The organism is Kyrpidia spormannii (assembly GCF_002804065.1).
In the GTDB taxonomy this organism is placed as follows: Bacteria; Bacillota; Bacilli; order Kyrpidiales; family Kyrpidiaceae; genus Kyrpidia; species Kyrpidia spormannii.
Map to the genome: position 1 here is coordinate 2,043,476 of NZ_CP024955.1, position 18,179 is coordinate 2,061,654.

Sequence of the window (18,179 nt, forward strand, 5' to 3'; positions counted from 1 at the left end):
CAGGATCAAGTGAACACCGTGCTGAACCGCTCGTTGCTTTCCCCTCGGTGATAAAAAATTCCTCTGGTGAAAAACCGTTCTTCCGTCCACGTGACCGGAATAAAGTCGGGCCCGGGTGCATACCCGCCGGAGAACACCTCATTGCGGTTCCCGGACGGATCGAAGAAATAGATCGTCAAGCCCCGGGTTACCCCGTGGCGGGTTGGGCCTTCATCATGGGCGATATTATTTCGGGCCAGCCAGTCACCGGCTCTCAAAACATCATCCCAACTGTTCAAGGCAAAGGCGAAATGGTGCAGCTTGGCGTCCGGCCCCTTGATCACCGCGATATCGTGGGTGGTGTTGGTGCGAAACAGAAATGTGGCCGTTAATTCTTCTTGCAGGATGACTTGCTCGCTCATATGAAAATCCAACACATTCATCAAAAGATCGGTGGTTCCTTTGACATCGTCGCCGGAAATCAACAGATGATCCAGATGCGGCGGGGCAATGCCCTTTAAATTCGCGGGATAAGGATCCGGGTTCAGTTTTAAACCGTTGCCAGGACGTTCAATTTCATGGTATAATTCCATGACTTGACCGGTCGGAAGGGTGAATCGAATCGCCTGCCCTTCCGCCAGTCGTTCTCCTTTCGACACCCGGCCCACGCGCACTCCGTACTCTTCCAACGCTTTCTCGAAGCGATCCAATTCTTCTTCCCTACGCACCTTGAAGCCCACGTGCACCAGTCCGGGATGATCCGCCTCCACAAGAATCAGGCTGTGATGATCGTCCTCGTCCCAAGCTTTGAAATAAGCCCTTCCGTTCTCTTGAGCCATCAATTGCAATCCCATGACATTGCTATAATAGTCGATGCTTTGTTTGAAATCGGTGACCCGTACCTCGACTCTTCCGAGGCGCATGACACCCATAATGATCTCTCCTTTCGATATGTCCACAGATTTGTTAATATCCCTATTTCTTCAATTTCTGAAGATGAATGTTGACATCGTCCGGATTGATGAGGTCCTCCACCGTCCAGCCATCCAAATCGTACTCACCCATCATCGTCTCGGCGAGTCCGACATATTTGTCCACATCCTGCATGGATTGGGCAAACAGCAAGGTTTCCAAGCGAATGTTCTCGTAATTTCCGGCATAGTTTCGCTCATAAAGCTCATGACGGCTGCCGAATTCGCTTCCCACGGCATCCCAGAGCGCTTTCATCACCTTCATCTTGGAAACGGCGTCATGCCCGTTTGATCCCCGCAGATACTTGTCCAGATAAGGACGAATCTCGGGGGTTTTGAAATCCACCGCATTGGAATTCATGTATACCAAGGCACTGGCCACATCCGTTTCGACAATCTCTTTGATACGGGGATAGGCCATGGGGGCAAAGACGCGATAGGCTTGTCCATGGCGAACGTCCGGATTGACATATTCTCCAATCCACGGAACGGGAGCGTGGGCCATGGCCTCGGTAATCGAGTAAAACAGGTGTCTCCAGGCGATCACCTCGCCCAGCCGGGCCTGCACACCGCGAAAATCTTTTGCTCCGGTTGACTCAAGCGCCTTCATGAGCAACCCGGCAATGAGTTCGAGTTTTACGACAAGTCGAGTGCAGCCGTGGAACGTAAAGCGCGGGACAAACCCCGACATCGGAACAAACTGGTTCGCTTTCTCCACGTCGCGATAAATGAACACGTTTTCCCATGGGACGAAAACATTGTCGAAAACCAGCACGGCATCATTCTCGTCCAAACGGCTCGACAACGGATAATCGAAGGGACTGCCCATCACGGCGGCTGTGTACTCGTACGAGGGACGGCACAACAACTTCACTCCCGGGGTGTCCATGGGAACGATAACCGTCAGGGCAAACTCTTCTTTCTGAACCGGCAGTGTTCCATAAGGTGCCATAAAGTTTGCGTGGGTCAGAGCGGATCCGGTTGCCACCACTTTGGCGCCGCTGACGTATATACCGCCATCCGTTTCTTTTGTCACGTGCATAAACACGTCGCCCACTTCATGTGGAGGCTTGTTTCGGTCCACCGGAGGATTCACGATCGCATGGTTCAGAAACAGTACCTGTTCCTGGGCGCGCTTGTACCACGCTTTCGCATTCTCGTCAAATGGTTTGTAGAATTCGGAATTGGCACCCAAAGTCCCCAGAAAACTCGCTTTATAGTCCGGACTGCGTCCCATCCATCCATAGCTGATTCGTTGCCAAGCCATAATGGCATCCCGGGCCGCAACCAGATCCTGGGCACTTTTGGGAGCTTTGAAAAACGGGTGCGTCTTTCCTCCGTTGCCCGTGTCGGTGTCGGTCAGAAGGACATCCTGATACTTGGGATCATGAAGGACATCATACATCCGCGCGAGCATTCTTGCCGAGTTGCGAAACGCGGGATGGGTGGTTACATCCTTGACGCGTTCTCCATAAATCCAAACTTCCCGGCCGTCGCGCAGACTCTCCAGATACTCCTGTCCGGTCATGGGGCGACTCAAAGTTGCATGAACTGCCATTGGATCATTTCCCCTTCCATATCTGAGTGTCTTTCTTCCCCTATCCCATCAGTTTTTTGGTTTTGTGCCTTTCTGCCATCACCTCCACCCGGAATTCCGGACATCGCGACGAGCTCCCCCTCCACAACGTCTCCGTTTTTGCTGCGGCGGCGCCCCTGGCTGCACACCTTACCCCCTCTCTCCGGCGGCAGCTGGAATCCCAAAATTCCCGGTGAAAAAGATTAACGGTGAATCCTCGCAATAATCGAACCCCACGATCTCCCCGACGTACAGAACGTGGTCTCCCCCATCGTACCTGCGCCATGGAACACACTCCATCCATGCAAGAACCGGGGACAACCTCGGAGCCCGCTCCCCCCTCTCCCAGGCAAACGAAGCGTCTTGTTGGGGTCTGCCCGCAAAATTCATCGCCACCGCACGTTGGTGGGAGGCAAGAACATTGACCACAAAAGGGGCACCGTCCAGCCGACTGCAAGCTTTGGCCTGTCGAGCGATGGACACCAACAGCAACGGCGGCTCCAAAGACACCGACGTGAAGGAGTTGACCGTAATTCCGTGAGGTTCCCCGCCGAACTCATATGTAACCACCGTCACACCCGTGGCAAATCGTCCAAAACAGTACCGCAATTCCCTTGTATCCATCGTCTCCCCCCATATTCTCAGGCCCTGTTCAATCATATATCATATATGATATATGATTGAACAACCCTTATTATTCTGTTTCTATCGCTTACTTTCAACCGGCTTAACAGATCATATTTTTTCAATATCTCTTGATCGCTTTTCATTTCTACGGTTTACCGCTCTTTTCTTCATTTTTCGTAACGCATACCTGAAGAGAAACCGACGCAGAGGTTCATCTATGAGGGCGGACCGTGGCGGAAACTGTCGGGGAGGGCAGCCGAAATCCCGCGCTCATCAAAAAAAGCCCGACACCGGTCATCTGGATGATAACCGGCGCCGGGCTAGGCGGATCCAAACCGAAGCAAGGGACGGGAACGAACGGGACAAACATTCGAACAGCGGTCCATCACGGGAACGGGGAGCGACACCTAGGTTTTGATGGCATCCGACTGGTGAGCCATCTCCTGTACAAACGACATATAGCCGCTCATGGACCTTTCTTTTTGCAACCTCGTCAACCGTTCGAGTGCATCTTCGTCGCGATTCCGCAGCGCTTGGATCATGGCCCGGTGTTCTTGCTGAGACGTGTGCATAGACGCCGGGTTATGAATAAACACCCATCGGGAGCGTGCACAGCGTTCCCATACGCCCATTACGATACGAAACAGTTCTTTCCACGGAGAGAGTTCATAAAGGGAACGATGAAACTCATAGTTCAGACGGCTGAACTCGGCCGCATCGTTCTGTTCAATCGCTTCATCCATGCCGTCGACCAATTGCTCCAATCGGCCAATATCTTCATCGGTCACCCCGCGAACGGCGGTGCGGGCAAGAATGGGCTCCAGAGCTAGACGAATCGTAAAAAGCTCGGAAAATTCCTCAACCCGTACAGGAGCCACCCTTGCACCGACAAAGGGGGTATTCTCCACCCAGCCCTCCGCCTCCAGTCGACGAATGGCTTCCCGGACCGGGATCGAACTGGTTCCAAGATCTTTCGCCAATTGATCCACCACTAGGCGTTCCCCCGGGGGGAGTTTCCCCGCCATCATCGCCTCTTTCAGTTGTTCATATACCCATTCCGTACGCGTTGTCGGCATTCTCACTTCGTTTACCCTCACTTTAGAAAATCGCCCGTTCCCGATGTCGGTCAAACCCATGCCGGGCAGAAAGCTCTCGCGAGATACTTTGACAAAAACCGATCTCCGGCAAGCACTCCGTGGAGAACATCGGAATCCTTCCCGCTTCGTCGCTGAGTTACTTTTATAATACTATCGAAGAACGCACAGCCCTACAATATGATCGTCATAAACCTTTGTATGGAGGAAGGGGCGGTATCCGGCATACGAGTGCCTCATCGAACGGCCCCGCGGCCAGGAATTCGGAATGGCTCGGAGACAGGCGGTCTTCTGGATAAAACAAACTGCCTCCGCCCCGGATCTCCCCTCCCCCGTCGATTACACCACGACGCTCCTTTGACGAACGAAGTGGCACGCGAGGCGGAAACACGGGCGATTTCTCCAGGTTCGGCAGCTGGACCCAGGGGGATGGCAGCGGTGTTTGTTTTTCGACTTCTCGTGCAGTTCTGTCCAAACGTTTCTCCTTGAGAGATGCTTTTGGTCCGGGCGCAGTAAATGACGCGAGTTCCCTCCGCCCACGAACTCCAAACTGCTCTTCTCCTTTCCGAATGTGAACATCATCCATCTTCTTCATGAGCCATCCGTCAAGATAGACCTCTTGGCAAATTCCTGAACCTATCTCTGGGCCAAAAGACGGTCGGAGGGAAACGCCACAACCGGGCGGCAATTGTTCCTATGCGGCAAAATTCGTCTCAGCCCCCTTTCCCCATTCTCCACAGTAGAACAACATCATAAAGTCCGCCATCGGGCCCCTCTTTGCCACAGAATCGTCACAGATTTGGGCGGGTTTTTCTGTTGTACTACACTTTACGAATATCCCGGTCGGTGTTATACTACAGTCAACAACAGAGAACGACCGGAGGGGACCACGATGATCGCGGTGATGGAATTTTATACGAAAATCCCAAAAAAACAGTGTACCGTCTGTGGGAAAGAATTTGAAGAACAATGCGAATCCTATGCCACCGAGTGTGAGCACTGCATCAACGAAGTGCAGGCCCAAGAATAAAAAATCTATGGTCAATCACCTCGGAGAAACGTAACATCGCCCGGGCACCCCTTGTGCAACCGGGCGACTTTTTTTGGAGAACTCTTGGACAGCTGCAGAATCATTTGGGAGATAAACGAATGATGCGCCAGGGAGAGCTGTCCACCTGGTGGCCGGCCACCCGGGTCTGCACCTCCACCATCCAACTTCCGGTGTCCGCGAGCCACGCATCCGGAAACGAAAGCCACAACACGTCTCCGCGAATCATGACACCGGGGGGAATCGCATCCGACGGAGCAGATCCGGGCAGAACCGTGGGCACCCCGCCCCGCACAGCAAGATCGACCCGCCTCACCCCCACCTTTTGGAAGAGACGCAGGTGAAGCTCGTAAGAGACAGCCGAATCAATCCGCCTCCGGGTCTGGATGCCGATGTACCAGCGGCCACCGCTGCGCACCGATGCCACCGCCCGAAGATCTGCCGATCCCTCCCACTCCCGTTGAAGCGTATCCCCCACCGCATCGAGCACCACAGTATAAGGCGCCAAGGGGGCTGGTTCAGCCCGGTTTCCGGATCCGCCAGAGCCAATGAAACTCCAGGTGTGCTCCCTTGGCGCGCCTGCCGCCGCACCGGACCGGGCGGCCCCCATCGGGTCAAAACCCGCCACAGATCGGAGAACCGGCGTGTCGATTCGGCCGAACAGGTCATTACGCCGCACGAAAGCCCGCAAAAAAGGGCCGATGGTCCGCACCTGAGAAACGTGCTGCGAGATGGCGGCATATTTGCCCGCCTCCTCCTCGCCGCGAAGGGGGAAAGCCAACCAGTGCACCCCGACGGCAACCAAGGGGCCGGGCGGTAACAAAAACCATTTTGGCTCATAAGTCCAGGGCACCGGGTAATCGCCCCGATGGACGAGATACGTCCATTCCCTCACATCCTGCTGTAGCTTGGCGAGAGTGTACACCACAAACGCCGAGGTTGCCAGGTGGTCCGGATGCTGATCAAAGGGATCTGGGTATATCACATCCGTGGGCTGAAACTGTTTCAACACCGCCTCCAATTCCGCCACCGCCGCGCTGCCACTGTACGGTCGATCGGATTGATAGGCAAAAGGATACGGCACCCGGGTGGCGCCATTGGGTCCCCGGACCGGGTCATCGTCAGACCAATGAGCCTCCCACATCGGCGAAAGGCCCCCGTCCGGGAAGCCAAAGAATACGACATTCTCCGCGGGCACCCCCAGCCGACCGAGGGCCGCCAAAGCCTCGCCGTGACGAAGGGCTCCCAAGCGCCGCAGGTCCGCGGGCCTGGCGGGGAATACATGAAACGCTTCTTCGGCAGCCCGCCGGTATCCGTCCCCCACCGTCATGAAGACGACAAAAACCTGCTTTCCCTGGGCGACCAGCCGTTGGATCAGCCCTCCTCCGCCCAGGGACTCATCGTCCGGATGCGGTGATATGTACAAAACCCGATCACCGAAATCCCTTTCGTCCACGGCGGGGGGCATGGGTGCCGGACGAACGAGATCAATCCAATAAGGGGTGAGCCAGATGAATCCAAATCCAAACAACGCCAGAACAACAAGCCCCAGGATGGCCAACATCGCCCACCGCCGGGCTCTCGCGAGTCGCAAAGCCACCGACAACTCCTCCGACCCAAGGATGAATACCGTCGCCCATCTGACCCACGATTAACACCGGGAATCGGTCCTGCCGATCATGGAGCGAATCTTGGCGACGAGAATGTCCACCGCCACCTGATTCCGACCGCCTTCTGGGATAATCAGATCGGCATACCGCTTCGTCGGCTCGACAAACTCCAGATGCATGGGGCGCACCACCGTCAGATACTGATGGATGACCGCCTCAATGGTTCGTCCACGATAACGAACATCCCGTAAGATGCGCCGAATCACCCGGACGTCGGGATCGGTGTCCACATAGATCTTAATATCCATCAGATCCCGCAGCCGTTTATCGTCCAGTACCAGGATCCCCTCCAGTACAATGACGTCCCGGGCTTCCACATGAACCGTCTCCGGGAGGCGAACGTGTTGCTCAAAGGAATACACGGGTTTCTCGATGGGCTGCCTCCGCAAAAGTTTGCAAACGTGGTCGTACAGCAGGTCGCTGTCGAAGGCGTCCGGATGGTCGTAGTTTACCCGCTTGCGCTCTTCTAATGGCAAATGACTTTGATCGCGATAATACGCGTCTTGTTCGACGATGGCCAAGTTTCTTCGGTGGATATGCCGGGAAATGGCCCGGGCCACCGTCGATTTCCCCGATCCGGTTCCCCCGGCGATCCCGATCAGCACCGGGCGCCTCCGCTTCGGTCCAGTGCCCGGTGACCGCACCTCCGCTCCCCCGGGCCGGCGCTGCTCCCTTGTCTTCGTTCCCTCCCTCGTTCCCGGATGTGAAGACATGTACGACTCTTTTTTCATCCTACGCCCTCGCTTTGCCGGTCCCCGGGCTACGGCGAAGATCCCTGGGCCTTCTCCTCATTCTGAAGGTGTTCCGCATAGGTCCGAGCAAAATAATGCTCCCCGGATCCATCCCCTTTTGCAACATAGTAATAGTAATCGTTTTTCGCCGGGAAAACGGCGGCTTTGATCGAATCTAATCCCGGATTCGCGATAGGACCTGGAGGCAATCCCGTATGGATGTAGGTGTTGAACGGACTGTCGACCCGGAGATCTTGGTAGGTCAATGCCCGTTTATAACCCACCGCATACTCCACCGTCGCATCCACCTGTAAAGGCATCGGTGGCCGGCTGCGCAAACGATTATAAATCACTCCGGCTATCTGTGGGCGCTCCGCCGGGACTTTCGCTTCCCTCTCCACCATCGAAGCCACCGTCATTACCGCGTGCCAACTCTCCCCCCGGGCCTCAGCCGTACGAATCCAGTCCTGGGGGATGTGAGCGGCCAGGTTGTCAATCATATCCTGAATCACCTGATGTGCCTGGCTGTGCTTTTCCCAAAAATACGTATCGGGAAACACATACCCTTCCAGCCGATGTTTCATCGGTGCCCCTTTGGGGATGGAAGCGAGAATCTCCCCCTTGAACTGACCGTGGTCCATTTCCCGCAGAAAATCCGCCTTTGAACAAACCCCCTGGGCTTGTAAAAGATCGGCGATTTGTTCAACGGTGAATCCCTCAGGAATCGTGACCCGTACCACATCCGGGCTCACTTTGCCTTGAGCAATGGCCCAGGCCAAGGCCGGAATGCTTGTCCCGGGGACAAACTGATACCGCCCAGCTTTCAACTGCGGGGCCAATCGCCTGCCCCATACGTAAACCTGGAATGCCGACGCATGACGTACGAGTCCGGCCCGCTGCAACTCATCGGCGATATCGCCCACTGACGACCCCGGACGAATGACCACCACCACCGGGGCTCCCACGGCCGTTGGCCGAAACCAGGCCCAACCGCCAACACCCGCAGCGATGATCAACACCGCAATGGCGGCCGCCAGCGCCTTTTTTACGGCGGGTCGGATCAACCGTCTCACCCTCCCGTCCTCTCATCTGCCATCCCAATTATACCGGGCTCGGCCGACTGGGACAAAGGGGGTGCGAAACCCAACTCCGGATCTCCTCAATGTGGCGTTCCGCCTCCTGTTCCCCCGCATCCACGCATTCTTTCATTTTCGTGACGTCAAGAGCCAGGATCCGCCCCACCTCGGGACGAAGCACCAAGTCGGCGTAGCGGAGATTCGACCGGCGCAAAGCGACGGACATGATCGTGTACGAGCGGTACAGCACCTCCAGCATGTTTCGCGGCTCCCGGGCCTCGTGCTCCCGCTCCACATCCACGGCGACCACCCGGTCCACCCCCGCCTGGCGCACCAAATCCGCCGGCAGGTTGTTCAAAACTCCTCCGTCCACCAACACCATGCCCTTATACGCCACCGGTGCGAAAATCCCCGGGATCGACGTGGTGGCCCGGATGGCGAGAATCAGCCTCCCCCGCTCCCATACAAAGGGTTTCCCGGTAACCAAATCCACTGACACAGCCCGGAAGGGTATGGGCAGCTGCTCGATGCGCATGTTATCGAGCCCTTTTTGCTTCATGAGTTCCACCAGGGCGCCCCGAAGCCGATTTCCCGACAAAATCCCGCCTTTTCCCACCCCGACGTCCACCAGCCGGTACCACCGCCGGGACAGGATAAAATCCTCGATTTCTTCGATATCGATCCCCGCCGCCACAAGGCCGCCCACCGCTCCCCCGATGCTGGTGCCGGCGATAAAATCCACCGGGATCCCGCAACGTTTCAGTACCTTGAACACGCCGATATGGGCAAGCCCTCGAACCGCCCCGCCCCCTAGCGCCAATCCGATCGTCACCTTCATCCCTCCTTCGCGGCCCGTCTCTCTCTTTATGATTATTGTACCTTCCCATCGTACTTTTCGACTTGGACCTCTAAATTTCCGCCGCCATGGCCCCTTTTAACCGGCCGAGAAGTTCGCCGTGAATGAGGCCGTTTGTGCCCACCACGTGCCTGACCTCTAATGTATATGGGCGCCCTTCGATATCTGTGACTTGGCCACCCGCTTCCTGGACAAGCAGGGCCCCCGCTGCCATGTCCCAAGGGTTTAGATGAGTCTCCCAGAACCCGGTCAGTCGGCCACAAGCCACGTATGCCAAATGCAAAGCGGCGGACCCCAGCGTCCGGATGTTTCGACACCGAGGGGCCAGGTCCACCATCCCCTTGGTGTTCACCGCCCGGGCGTGTTCTCCTGAAGGAAAACCGGTCCCGAGGACGCTCTCGGACAGGGTCGAGGCGGATGAAACTCGGATCGGTCGGCCGTTCAAAAAGGCCCCGCCGCTCCGGACCGCACTAAATTGTTCCTTCAGGTACGGGTGATAGACCATCCCCACCTCGAGGATGCCCCGGTGCGCATAGGCTATGGACACAGAACAAAAGGGGATCCCCGCGACAAAATTGGTCGTGCCGTCGATGGGATCCACCACCCACAGATCTTCATGCTCGGCTCCCAGGACAACTTCTGCGCCTCCATATTGCGCCACCGTTTCTTCCCCGAGGATAAAATCATCCGGAAACGCGTCCCGAATAGTTTCCCGAATGACACTTTCGCACCGCCGATCCACCTCGGTCACAAAATCGTGCGGCCCGCTTTTCGTATCGACCACCTCCGGCCGGCCGGACCACTCCCGGATCAACTCCCCGGCCGCCTCCGCCGCCCGCTCGGCGACTTGAAGCACCACTGTCAAATCCCTCGTTGCCATGTTCCTCTCATCCTTTCCGAACGCCCACCGAGGCGGTTGGTTCCCTGCACACCCGTTCAGCACGCGGAACCACTCTTCCTTTATCCTAACAAAGAGGCCGGCGATTCACCAAGACTGAAAGCCACACCCTCCAGGGGCGGCCAACGCTGTCCCACACCCCGCGAGCCGGGGGCTTTTTTGTGATTGACTCACAGGGAATAGAATTATATAGTATAAACGGAATAAATCGAATAAAACTAATGAAATGGGGGTTCTTAATGGAAAGCCTACAGTCGATTGCGTTTCAAGCGCTGACTCCTGAAGAAGCTCTCACGTTGGTAGCCGTCATGCGGCGAATTGTCCCCCACACGCATCCCACCTTGATTGAAGCAATTTGGCTGACGGCCCAGTCCTACGACGCCCGGCTCGTTGACCAAGTTTTCCTCAGACAAGAGGTGAGGTCCAAACTCCGGGAGTTGAACCTTCACTCGCAGAAAACGTTCGGTCAAGCCTTTTCTGACCTTGAACCTGACCAACAAGACACGCTACTGCGCGGAATCGAAGATACCCCTTTTTTCCAAAACCTAATCAACGCAACAATTTCCGACTTTTATAATCGCCATGCTGTATGGGAAGTGATCGGTTATCCCGGCTTGGAGCAACGGGATGGAGCTGGCTACCTCAACAAAGGGTTTGATCACTTGCCGTGGGACTAACGACGATAGGCAACTTTAAAGGGGGATGATCACATGGCGCGTGCGCCATTGCGGGTTCCTTACGACGAACCGGCCGATGTCGTGGTGATTGGGACCGGAGCCGGGGGTGGCAATGTCATCCGAGAATTGTGCCTGAAGGGCGTGAAAGTGGTTGCCCTGGAAGCCGGACCTCGACTCGACCCGGACAAAGATTTTGAAGAAGATGAGTGGGCGATGTTTTACAAACTTTCATGGCTGGACCCTGTCGTGACAGAAGGAAACGATGCAACGGGGATGGCCACCTGGATTTGCAAAACCGTCGGGGGCACCACCACCCACTGGGCGGGAGCCGCACTTCGCTTCCAACCCCATGAATTCCGGGCAAGGACAACCTACGGAGACATTCCCGGCGCCGATCTGCGGGACTGGCCAATCGACTACAGTGACCTGTTGCCCTTTTATGAAGAAGCCGAAAAAGTGATGGGCGTGGCGGGTCGGGTATTGCCACTCCCACCTGGAAACACCAACTACTTGGTCATGAAACGAGGGGCCGAGCGAATTGGACTCCATGCACGCCCAGGTTATATCGCCATCAATACGGAGCCTTATGATGGGCGCGGGGCATGCACCCAACGAGGTTACTGTTTTCAGGGATGTCGCAACCAAGCAAAATGGAGCAGTCTGTATGAAGCCATTCCAAAAGCGGAAGCCACCGGCTGGCTGGATTTGCGATCAAACTGTCAAGCTCTTTCCATCACCGTGGATTCGAACGGACTGGTCGACGGAGTCATCTATGCACAAAGCGACGGACAGCTGGTCAGACAGAAAACCAGAGCCGTCGTCGTCGCCTGCAACAGCATCCAAACCCCGCGATTGCTCCTCAACTCAGTATCCGGAAAGTTTCCCAACGGTCTTGCCAACGGCAGCGGCACCGTCGGGCGCTATTATATGCGCCACGTGACTGCATCTTCTTATGCTCTGTTCCCCAAGCCTGTGCACGCCTATAAAGGGATCACCATGATGGGCCTCATTGATGATTTTGCATCAAACGACCCATCGGGGAGGGGCTTCGTCGGGGGATTCCATTTCGAAACGATCATGCTGGGACCGTCCTTTACATCGGTTTTTGTACAGCCCGGGCCTTTGACCTCCACAAAAGACCGGCGGGCGCTGTGGGGAAAGGAATTGGCAGAGCTGATGGAGCAATACACCCATATGGCCGGCCTATGGATTGTGGGGGAAGATATGCCCCAGCCCGACAACCGGGTCACCCTTCATCCCTATCAGAAGGACCAATTCGGCATGCCCATCCCCGTCGTGACCTACAACGACCACCCCAATGACCAAGCAATGCGACAATTCGCGTGGGAGAAAGCCCGGGAGCTATACACCGCGGCAGGAGCGTACAAAGTATTCGACACACCTCCGTATCCCGCCACCCACAACCTGGGCACATGCCGGATGGGTACAGACCCGAACGAATCTGTCGTCAACGAATACGGCCAGGCGCACGAAGTGAAAAACCTCTTTATTGCAGACGGCAGCGTTTTTACCACCAGCGCTGCAGAAAATCCGACTTTGACCATCAGTGCCTTAGCGATTCGCCAGGCCCGTCACATCATCGAGTTGATGATGGAAGACGAACTGTAAAAAAGCGTGGGCCAGACGCGCCGCTCGGTGCCGTCTGGCCCACCCCCGATTAAGCGACTTGGGAACTGAAAGTCATGATCCACATCGACATCAGCACCACAGCGAAAGTGAACACAAACCCGAGCAGGATGGCCACCGAATGAAAGGCCGGCCCATTTCCTTCCGTCACGTGCATAAAGAAGAAAAGTTGCACCAGAATCTGAAATCCCGCCAGCACCAAAAGGACCAACACCAGCGGACTCGGCGTCAGGGTATGGGTGAAGGCCAGCCCGAAGGCAATGGCCGTCAGCACCAGGGACGCCACATAACCCAGGACGTATTTGCCCGCGGAGTGGCCGTCCCCCGAATGGGCATGCCGGGGGGCCGCTCCGCTCCCCGATGCTGCCCCCGTCTCATGTGTCGCCACGTCACATCACCACCCCGAAAAGATAGACCACGGTGAAAATGAACACCCACACCACGTCGAGAAAATGCCAATACAAGTTAACCGTGAACACCTTGCGGGCCGTTTGCATGGTCAATCCCCGACGGGCCACTTGGATGAAAACCATCAGCATCCACAGAATGCCATAGGTCACGTGAGCCCCGTGGGTCCCCACCAGGGTAAAAAACGCCGACAAGAATCCGCTCCGCTGCATGGTGGCCCCAACCGCCACATCGGCGGCGAACTCTTTGATCTCGAGGCCCAGGAACCCAAGGCCCAGGGCCATCGTCACCGCCAGCCACCCGAGAACTTGATTCCGGCGATCCCGGCGCATGGCCAGCGTCGCCAAGCCCCCGGTAAAGCTGCTGGTGAGCAGGAGAAAGGTTTCCGCCGTGAACCCGGGAATGTCGAACAACTCCCAGGCTGTCGGGCCGCCGTCCGTGTGCGTCCGGAGCACGAGATAGGTGGCAAATAGACAGGCGAACAGCAGCATATCCGTGGCGAGAAACAGCCAGAACCCGAAGATCTTCACCGCTTGGTGGGGATCTCGATACTCCAGCGGGCCCCGCCCGGCATCCTCCTGGAGAGGACCTTCTTGATGGGCTCGCCCGGCCACCCGCTTCAGTTCGCGTTCCACCACTGCCATGGCTTACAGCCTCCCCAATGAGATTTCGGTCTCAATCACCTTTTCGGCGGGCAGCGAATACTCTTCCTCGTACTGGAACGAACGCGACAACAGAGACAGGAGCACCCCGGCCAAACCGGCCACCGCCAGCCACCACCAATTGAACACAACCCCGAAGCCCCCGACAAAGAAGCAGACACCCATCAAAAACGGCACCCCGGAATTCTTGGGCATGTGGATGTCCTTGACCTCCTCGGGCCTCGGCATCAACTCCTCCTCCCGGCCTTCACGCTTCAGGATCCACCACATATCCCGATCGGTGACAACGGGAATCACGGCAAAGTTATAGTGCGGCGCCGGAGAGGGCAACGACCATTCCAACGTCCGTCCGTCCCACGGATCCCCGGTCAAATCCCGCTCCCCGTGCCGAATGCTGTACACCACCTGGGCCACGATGAAGAGAAACCCAATTCCCATGAGATACGCCCCGATGGTCGACACCAGATTCAAGGTGTTCCAGCCCATGTCTGCCGGATAGACGTACATACGGCGCTGCATGCCCATCAGACCCAGGGCGTACTGGGGCATAAAGCAGATGTAAAATCCGATATTGAAAAACCAGAACGCCCAACGGCCCAACCGCTCATCCAACTTGAAGCCAAACATCTTCGGCCACCAGTAGTACATCCCCGCGAGCATTCCGAACACCACCCCGCCGATCAGCGTCTGGTGAAAATGGGCGATGAGGAAGTAGCTATTGTGATACTGGTAGTCCGCCGGAGCTACGGCCAGCATCACCCCCGTCGCCCCGCCGATGGCAAAGGTCGGAATGAAGGCCAGGGTCCACATCATGGGCAGTGACAAGCGGATTCTCCCCCGCCACATCGTAAACAGCCAGTTAAACACCTTCACCCCTGTCGGGATCCCCACCGCCATCGAGGCAATGGCAAAGAAGGTATTCACGTCCGGGCCCGCTCCCATGGTGAAGAAGTGGTGAACCCACACGAAATAGCTGATGACACTAATCAGAATCAGGGACGACACCATCGAGGCATACCCGAAAATCCGCTTTCGGGCAAAGGTGGCCACCACTTCAGAAAACACCCCGAAAGCCGGCAGCACCACGATGTACACCTCGGGGTGGCCCCAGATCCAGAACAGGTTGACGAACATCGCCGGATTCCCGCCGTGCAACATCGTGAAAAAGTGGGTTCCCGCCACCCGGTCCAAAAGGAGCAGCGCCAGGGCCACCGTCAGGGCCGGGAAAGCGAAAATGATCATGATACACGCCCCGAGGACCGACCAGGTAAACAAGGGCATGCGCATGAGACTCATTCCCGGTGCGCGCATTTTCAAAATCGTGGCCAGGAAGTTAATCCCCGTGGCAATACTGCCAATTCCAGATATTTGGATGCCCAATAAGTAATAGTTCTCTCCTGGCCCGGGGTCAAACCCCAATTCTGAAAGGGGTGGATAGCTCACCCAGCCAGCATCCGGCGAACCGCCGAACACAAAGGAGATGTTGAACAGAAGCGCGCCGAAGAAAAACAGCCAGAAGCTGACGGCATTCAAATACGGGAATGCCACGTCCCGGGCCCCGATCTGCAGGGGCACCACAATGTTAAAGAGAGCAAAAATGAACGGCATGGCCATGAACAATATCATGATCGTGCCATGAGTTGTAAAGATTTGATCGTAATGCGCAGCATCCAAGAAATGATTTCCCGGAATCGCCAGCTGGGTGCGAAGAAGTTCCGCGTCCACCCCGCCCCGGAACAACATCAGTAGCGCGGCGATCAGATACATGATCCCGATGCGCTTGTGGTCCACGGTGGTCAACCATTCGTCCCACAGCCATCGCCACTTCTTAAAATAGGTCAAAACCCCGACGATCCCGATGATCGTCAAGAGAATCAAAACGTCCGATCCCCAGATGAGGGGACCCTCGTTCCACATCAGGTACGTATTGGCAAAATTACGCAGGGTCTCCGACACTGTTCTACACCCCCTCCGCCATCATTTTGGTGCACCTGTCCCCGGCATCGAAGCGGCCCCCTTCGGCATCATCCCTGCCCGCCCGTCGGTTCCGCCCATTCCGGCCATTTTTGGATCATAGCGTCCGCCATTGGTCCATACCGTGTCGTGAAACAACCCCGGTGGATAAGACGAATAGGTCGCCGTCCCCATGACTCCGGGTTTCTTCAACTGCTGGTACCCGGCCTCGGTCAGGGCCTGGCCGGTGGATTTGGCCTTGCTCACCCATTGATCAAAATCCTTTTGCGAGACGGCCACGACGTTAAAGCCCATATGGGCAAATCCCTCTCCCGTGAAATTCGCGCCGTGTCCGTAGTACGTGCCCGGTTTGTCCGCTTGCAGCCACAGGCGCATGGCCATTCCCGGCATGGCGTACTCTTGCCCCCCGAGTTGTGGCACCCAGAAGGAGTTCATGGGAGAATCTGCGGTCAACTCGAATTGAACCGGCACGCCGACGGGAATCTCACAATAGTTGACCGTGGCAACCCCCTGGCCCGGATACTGGAACAGCCATTTCCAGTTCAACGATGTCACCTGAATCGTCAACGGCTGGGTGCTGGATTCAGGTGGCTCGGTCAGCGCAAAGGTAGTTTTCGCCGTGTAAAAACCAAGAACGCCGACGATGATGATGGGAATTCCCCACCAAACGATTTCAAGAATCCGGCTCTCCGACCACTCGGGTCGATAGGCCGCCGGGTTTCCGGGGCGATCCCGGTAACGCCACACAATAAAAGCGAGCAGAACGAACACGGGAATGACAACCGCCAACACCAGGACGGTGGAGAGAACGATCAAATGCATCTCCTCCCGCCCCACCGGCCCCGCAGGATTTAACACGAGGTAGTTCGGACTGCATCCGGACAGAAAAAGGGCGGCCGCCGCGCCCACCACGAGAAGCAACGACTTGTGTCCGGCACTCACCGGCTTCAATGCGGCATCCCCCCTTCTCAGTCTCGATCCCCGGCCGCCGCCACCTTCGGCTCCCCGAGCCGACAATTCGGCGGCATCGCCGTTTGTTAGAAACGATATCACTTTGCCATGCGTGTTGTTCGCTTGTTCAACATTTCTTCGCGGAGTATTCACCTTTTCTCCCCATACTTGTCTATAAATGTTCATTCATTGTCCTTGAACTCCTTAAGTTTGACAAAAAAACAATCCCAGGAACAAACACCCTGGGATTTTGACAGTTTCTTTGACAATGCAAGATATGTTCTACATTCTTCCCGTCACAAGGATTGCAACAAGTAGCGAGGGCCGTACCAGAACGGCAGCGGTAATCGGCAGCAGGTCCAGCAGAATCCCCGCCAACATTTTCACGGGCCCCCTTCTCCCGAACTTAACACTGTTCACATGAAACCAAACAAAAAGTCCTTCAAGACGAGACGACAACTCCGGCCATCAAAGCATTAATATCATAGTCGATCAAAGCTTCCTGAGATTGCTATCCAAAACCTGGGAAAACCAACAACAGCGACGTCAACCCGTGAAGACTGGCCCAAATGGATTGGCTCAGCGACATCGGCGTTCCCCCCTCGAATCACCCCTTCCCGGATACCGTTTTCCACCGCCTAAAGTAAAAGGGATACCGTGTCAAGTCCCTGTTGAAAATGAAGCTGCGAAATCTATCTTCACCTACCGATTGCGACTGGAACGCACCTTGCGCAACCGGTGGATCGTCGGCGAACTTTGCGGGATAACCGAGATGGTGCCGTCCATCTCCAAAACAGCCGCATCCACAGCGTCGATCCGGTCCACCCCGTGCTCCCTCAAGGCCGCAAGAAGCTCCTCCAGATCGATCCCTTCCCGGCGAAGATGTTCCTCTACCACCCGGCCCCGGGTGATCAACACAACGGGGGCCCCTTCAAAAAACCGCCGAAGCTTCGTCCGGCGGCTGATCACCCGGTTCCAGACCAACAGAATCAATGCCCCGAGGAGGCCGCCGACCAGCGAATTATCCGGGCCGATCATCGCATTTTGTACAGCGTTGGACAGCAGAAGGAGAGTCACCAGATCAAAGGGGGTCATCTGCCCGAGAAGACGTCGCCCCATCCAGCGGAGGACACCCAGGAGCACAACATACACCACGGTGACCCGGATGGCCGTAAAAAGGATCGTCCACCCATCACCCACCGCCGCCCATAGGTGGCTTAACAGCATTTGCATGCCGCCTCTCCCCTTCCAAAGCGCGTACCTGTATTATAAGATCAGAGGAGGATTTGGGAAAGAATTCCGAACCGTCGTTATCACCGGCACCCCGAAAATTT

Annotated in this window: 17 protein-coding genes; 3 read left to right on the forward strand and 14 right to left on the reverse strand. The window is 56.3% G+C overall.

Annotation, left to right across the window (positions count from 1 at the left end):
* Positions 1–5 precede the first annotated feature (5 nt).
* The 4 genes from CVV65_RS10370 to CVV65_RS10390 all read right to left on the reverse strand — a co-directional run bounded on the left by CVV65_RS10370 (position 6) and on the right by CVV65_RS10390 (position 4,229).
* Positions 6–911, reverse strand: a complete 906-nt coding sequence (locus CVV65_RS10370) for a catechol 2,3-dioxygenase (RefSeq protein ID WP_198591996.1) — start codon at positions 909–911, stop codon at positions 6–8.
* 43 nt (positions 912–954) lie between these two features.
* The gene (locus tag CVV65_RS10375; protein ID WP_100668066.1) at positions 955–2,508 is read right to left on the reverse strand and encodes a 4-hydroxyphenylacetate 3-hydroxylase family protein; all 1,554 of its coding nucleotides are present in this window, start codon (positions 2,506–2,508) and stop codon (positions 955–957) included.
* 168 nt (positions 2,509–2,676) lie between these two features.
* On the reverse strand, positions 2,677–3,150 hold the full coding sequence (locus tag CVV65_RS10385) for a flavin reductase family protein (RefSeq protein ID WP_100668068.1): 474 nt from the start codon (positions 3,148–3,150) through the stop codon (positions 2,677–2,679).
* Between the two features lie 410 nt (positions 3,151–3,560).
* Positions 3,561–4,229 carry a GntR family transcriptional regulator gene (locus tag CVV65_RS10390; RefSeq protein WP_232796586.1) on the reverse strand — a complete coding sequence of 223 codons (669 nt, stop codon included), beginning with the start codon at positions 4,227–4,229 and terminating at the stop codon, positions 3,561–3,563.
* A gap of 910 nt (positions 4,230–5,139) precedes the next feature.
* Here CVV65_RS10390 and yhfH point away from each other — a divergent pair.
* The gene (gene yhfH, locus CVV65_RS10395; RefSeq protein ID WP_100668069.1) at positions 5,140–5,277 is read left to right on the forward strand and encodes a protein YhfH; all 138 of its coding nucleotides are present in this window, start codon (positions 5,140–5,142) and stop codon (positions 5,275–5,277) included.
* Between the two features lie 100 nt (positions 5,278–5,377).
* Here yhfH and CVV65_RS10400 read toward each other — a convergent pair whose 3' ends face one another.
* The 5 genes from CVV65_RS10400 to CVV65_RS10420 all read right to left on the reverse strand — a co-directional run bounded on the left by CVV65_RS10400 (position 5,378) and on the right by CVV65_RS10420 (position 10,508).
* Entirely contained in the window at positions 5,378–6,895 is a 1,518-nt protein-coding gene (locus CVV65_RS10400) for a PIG-L deacetylase family protein (RefSeq protein WP_100668070.1), read from the reverse strand.
* Between the two features lie 51 nt (positions 6,896–6,946).
* Positions 6,947–7,609, reverse strand: a complete 663-nt coding sequence (gene udk / locus CVV65_RS10405) for a uridine kinase (RefSeq protein WP_100669408.1) — start codon at positions 7,607–7,609, stop codon at positions 6,947–6,949.
* Between the two features lie 116 nt (positions 7,610–7,725).
* On the reverse strand, positions 7,726–8,769 hold the full coding sequence (gene mltG / locus CVV65_RS10410; RefSeq protein ID WP_100668071.1) for an endolytic transglycosylase MltG: 1,044 nt from the start codon (positions 8,767–8,769) through the stop codon (positions 7,726–7,728).
* Positions 8,770–8,797: 28 nt separating this feature from the next.
* A complete protein-coding gene (locus tag CVV65_RS10415) occupies positions 8,798–9,604 on the reverse strand; it encodes a patatin-like phospholipase family protein (RefSeq protein ID WP_100668072.1) in 807 nt (268 codons plus the stop codon).
* Between the two features lie 76 nt (positions 9,605–9,680).
* The gene (locus CVV65_RS10420; RefSeq protein ID WP_100669410.1) at positions 9,681–10,508 is read right to left on the reverse strand and encodes an inositol monophosphatase family protein; all 828 of its coding nucleotides are present in this window, start codon (positions 10,506–10,508) and stop codon (positions 9,681–9,683) included.
* 257 nt (positions 10,509–10,765) lie between these two features.
* On the opposite strand from CVV65_RS10420, the gene CVV65_RS10425 reads away from it, so the two are divergent.
* Both CVV65_RS10425 and CVV65_RS10430 read left to right on the forward strand, forming a co-directional pair.
* Positions 10,766–11,203 (forward strand): gluconate 2-dehydrogenase subunit 3 family protein, encoded by a 438-nt coding sequence (locus CVV65_RS10425; protein WP_157935474.1) that lies wholly within the window; start codon positions 10,766–10,768, stop codon positions 11,201–11,203.
* 33 nt (positions 11,204–11,236) lie between these two features.
* A complete protein-coding gene (locus CVV65_RS10430) occupies positions 11,237–12,832 on the forward strand; it encodes a GMC family oxidoreductase (protein WP_100668074.1) in 1,596 nt (531 codons plus the stop codon).
* Between the two features lie 49 nt (positions 12,833–12,881).
* Here the strand turns inward: CVV65_RS10430 and CVV65_RS10435 are convergent, their stop codons facing one another.
* From CVV65_RS10435 to CVV65_RS10455, 5 genes are all read right to left on the reverse strand, one after another.
* Positions 12,882–13,238, reverse strand: a complete 357-nt coding sequence (locus CVV65_RS10435; protein ID WP_100668075.1) for a cytochrome o ubiquinol oxidase subunit IV — start codon at positions 13,236–13,238, stop codon at positions 12,882–12,884.
* Position 13,239: 1 nt separating this feature from the next.
* The gene (locus tag CVV65_RS10440; RefSeq protein WP_100668076.1) at positions 13,240–13,902 is read right to left on the reverse strand and encodes a cytochrome (ubi)quinol oxidase subunit III; all 663 of its coding nucleotides are present in this window, start codon (positions 13,900–13,902) and stop codon (positions 13,240–13,242) included.
* A 3-nt stretch (positions 13,903–13,905) separates the two neighbouring features.
* Positions 13,906–15,876, reverse strand: a complete 1,971-nt coding sequence (locus tag CVV65_RS10445; protein ID WP_100668077.1) for a cbb3-type cytochrome c oxidase subunit I — start codon at positions 15,874–15,876, stop codon at positions 13,906–13,908.
* A 21-nt stretch (positions 15,877–15,897) separates the two neighbouring features.
* Entirely contained in the window at positions 15,898–16,836 is a 939-nt protein-coding gene (gene qoxA, locus CVV65_RS10450) for a cytochrome aa3 quinol oxidase subunit II (protein WP_331250466.1), read from the reverse strand.
* Positions 16,837–17,547: 711 nt separating this feature from the next.
* Entirely contained in the window at positions 17,548–18,078 is a 531-nt protein-coding gene (locus CVV65_RS10455; protein WP_232796588.1) for a DUF421 domain-containing protein, read from the reverse strand.
* Between the last annotated feature and the right edge of the window lie 101 nt (positions 18,079–18,179).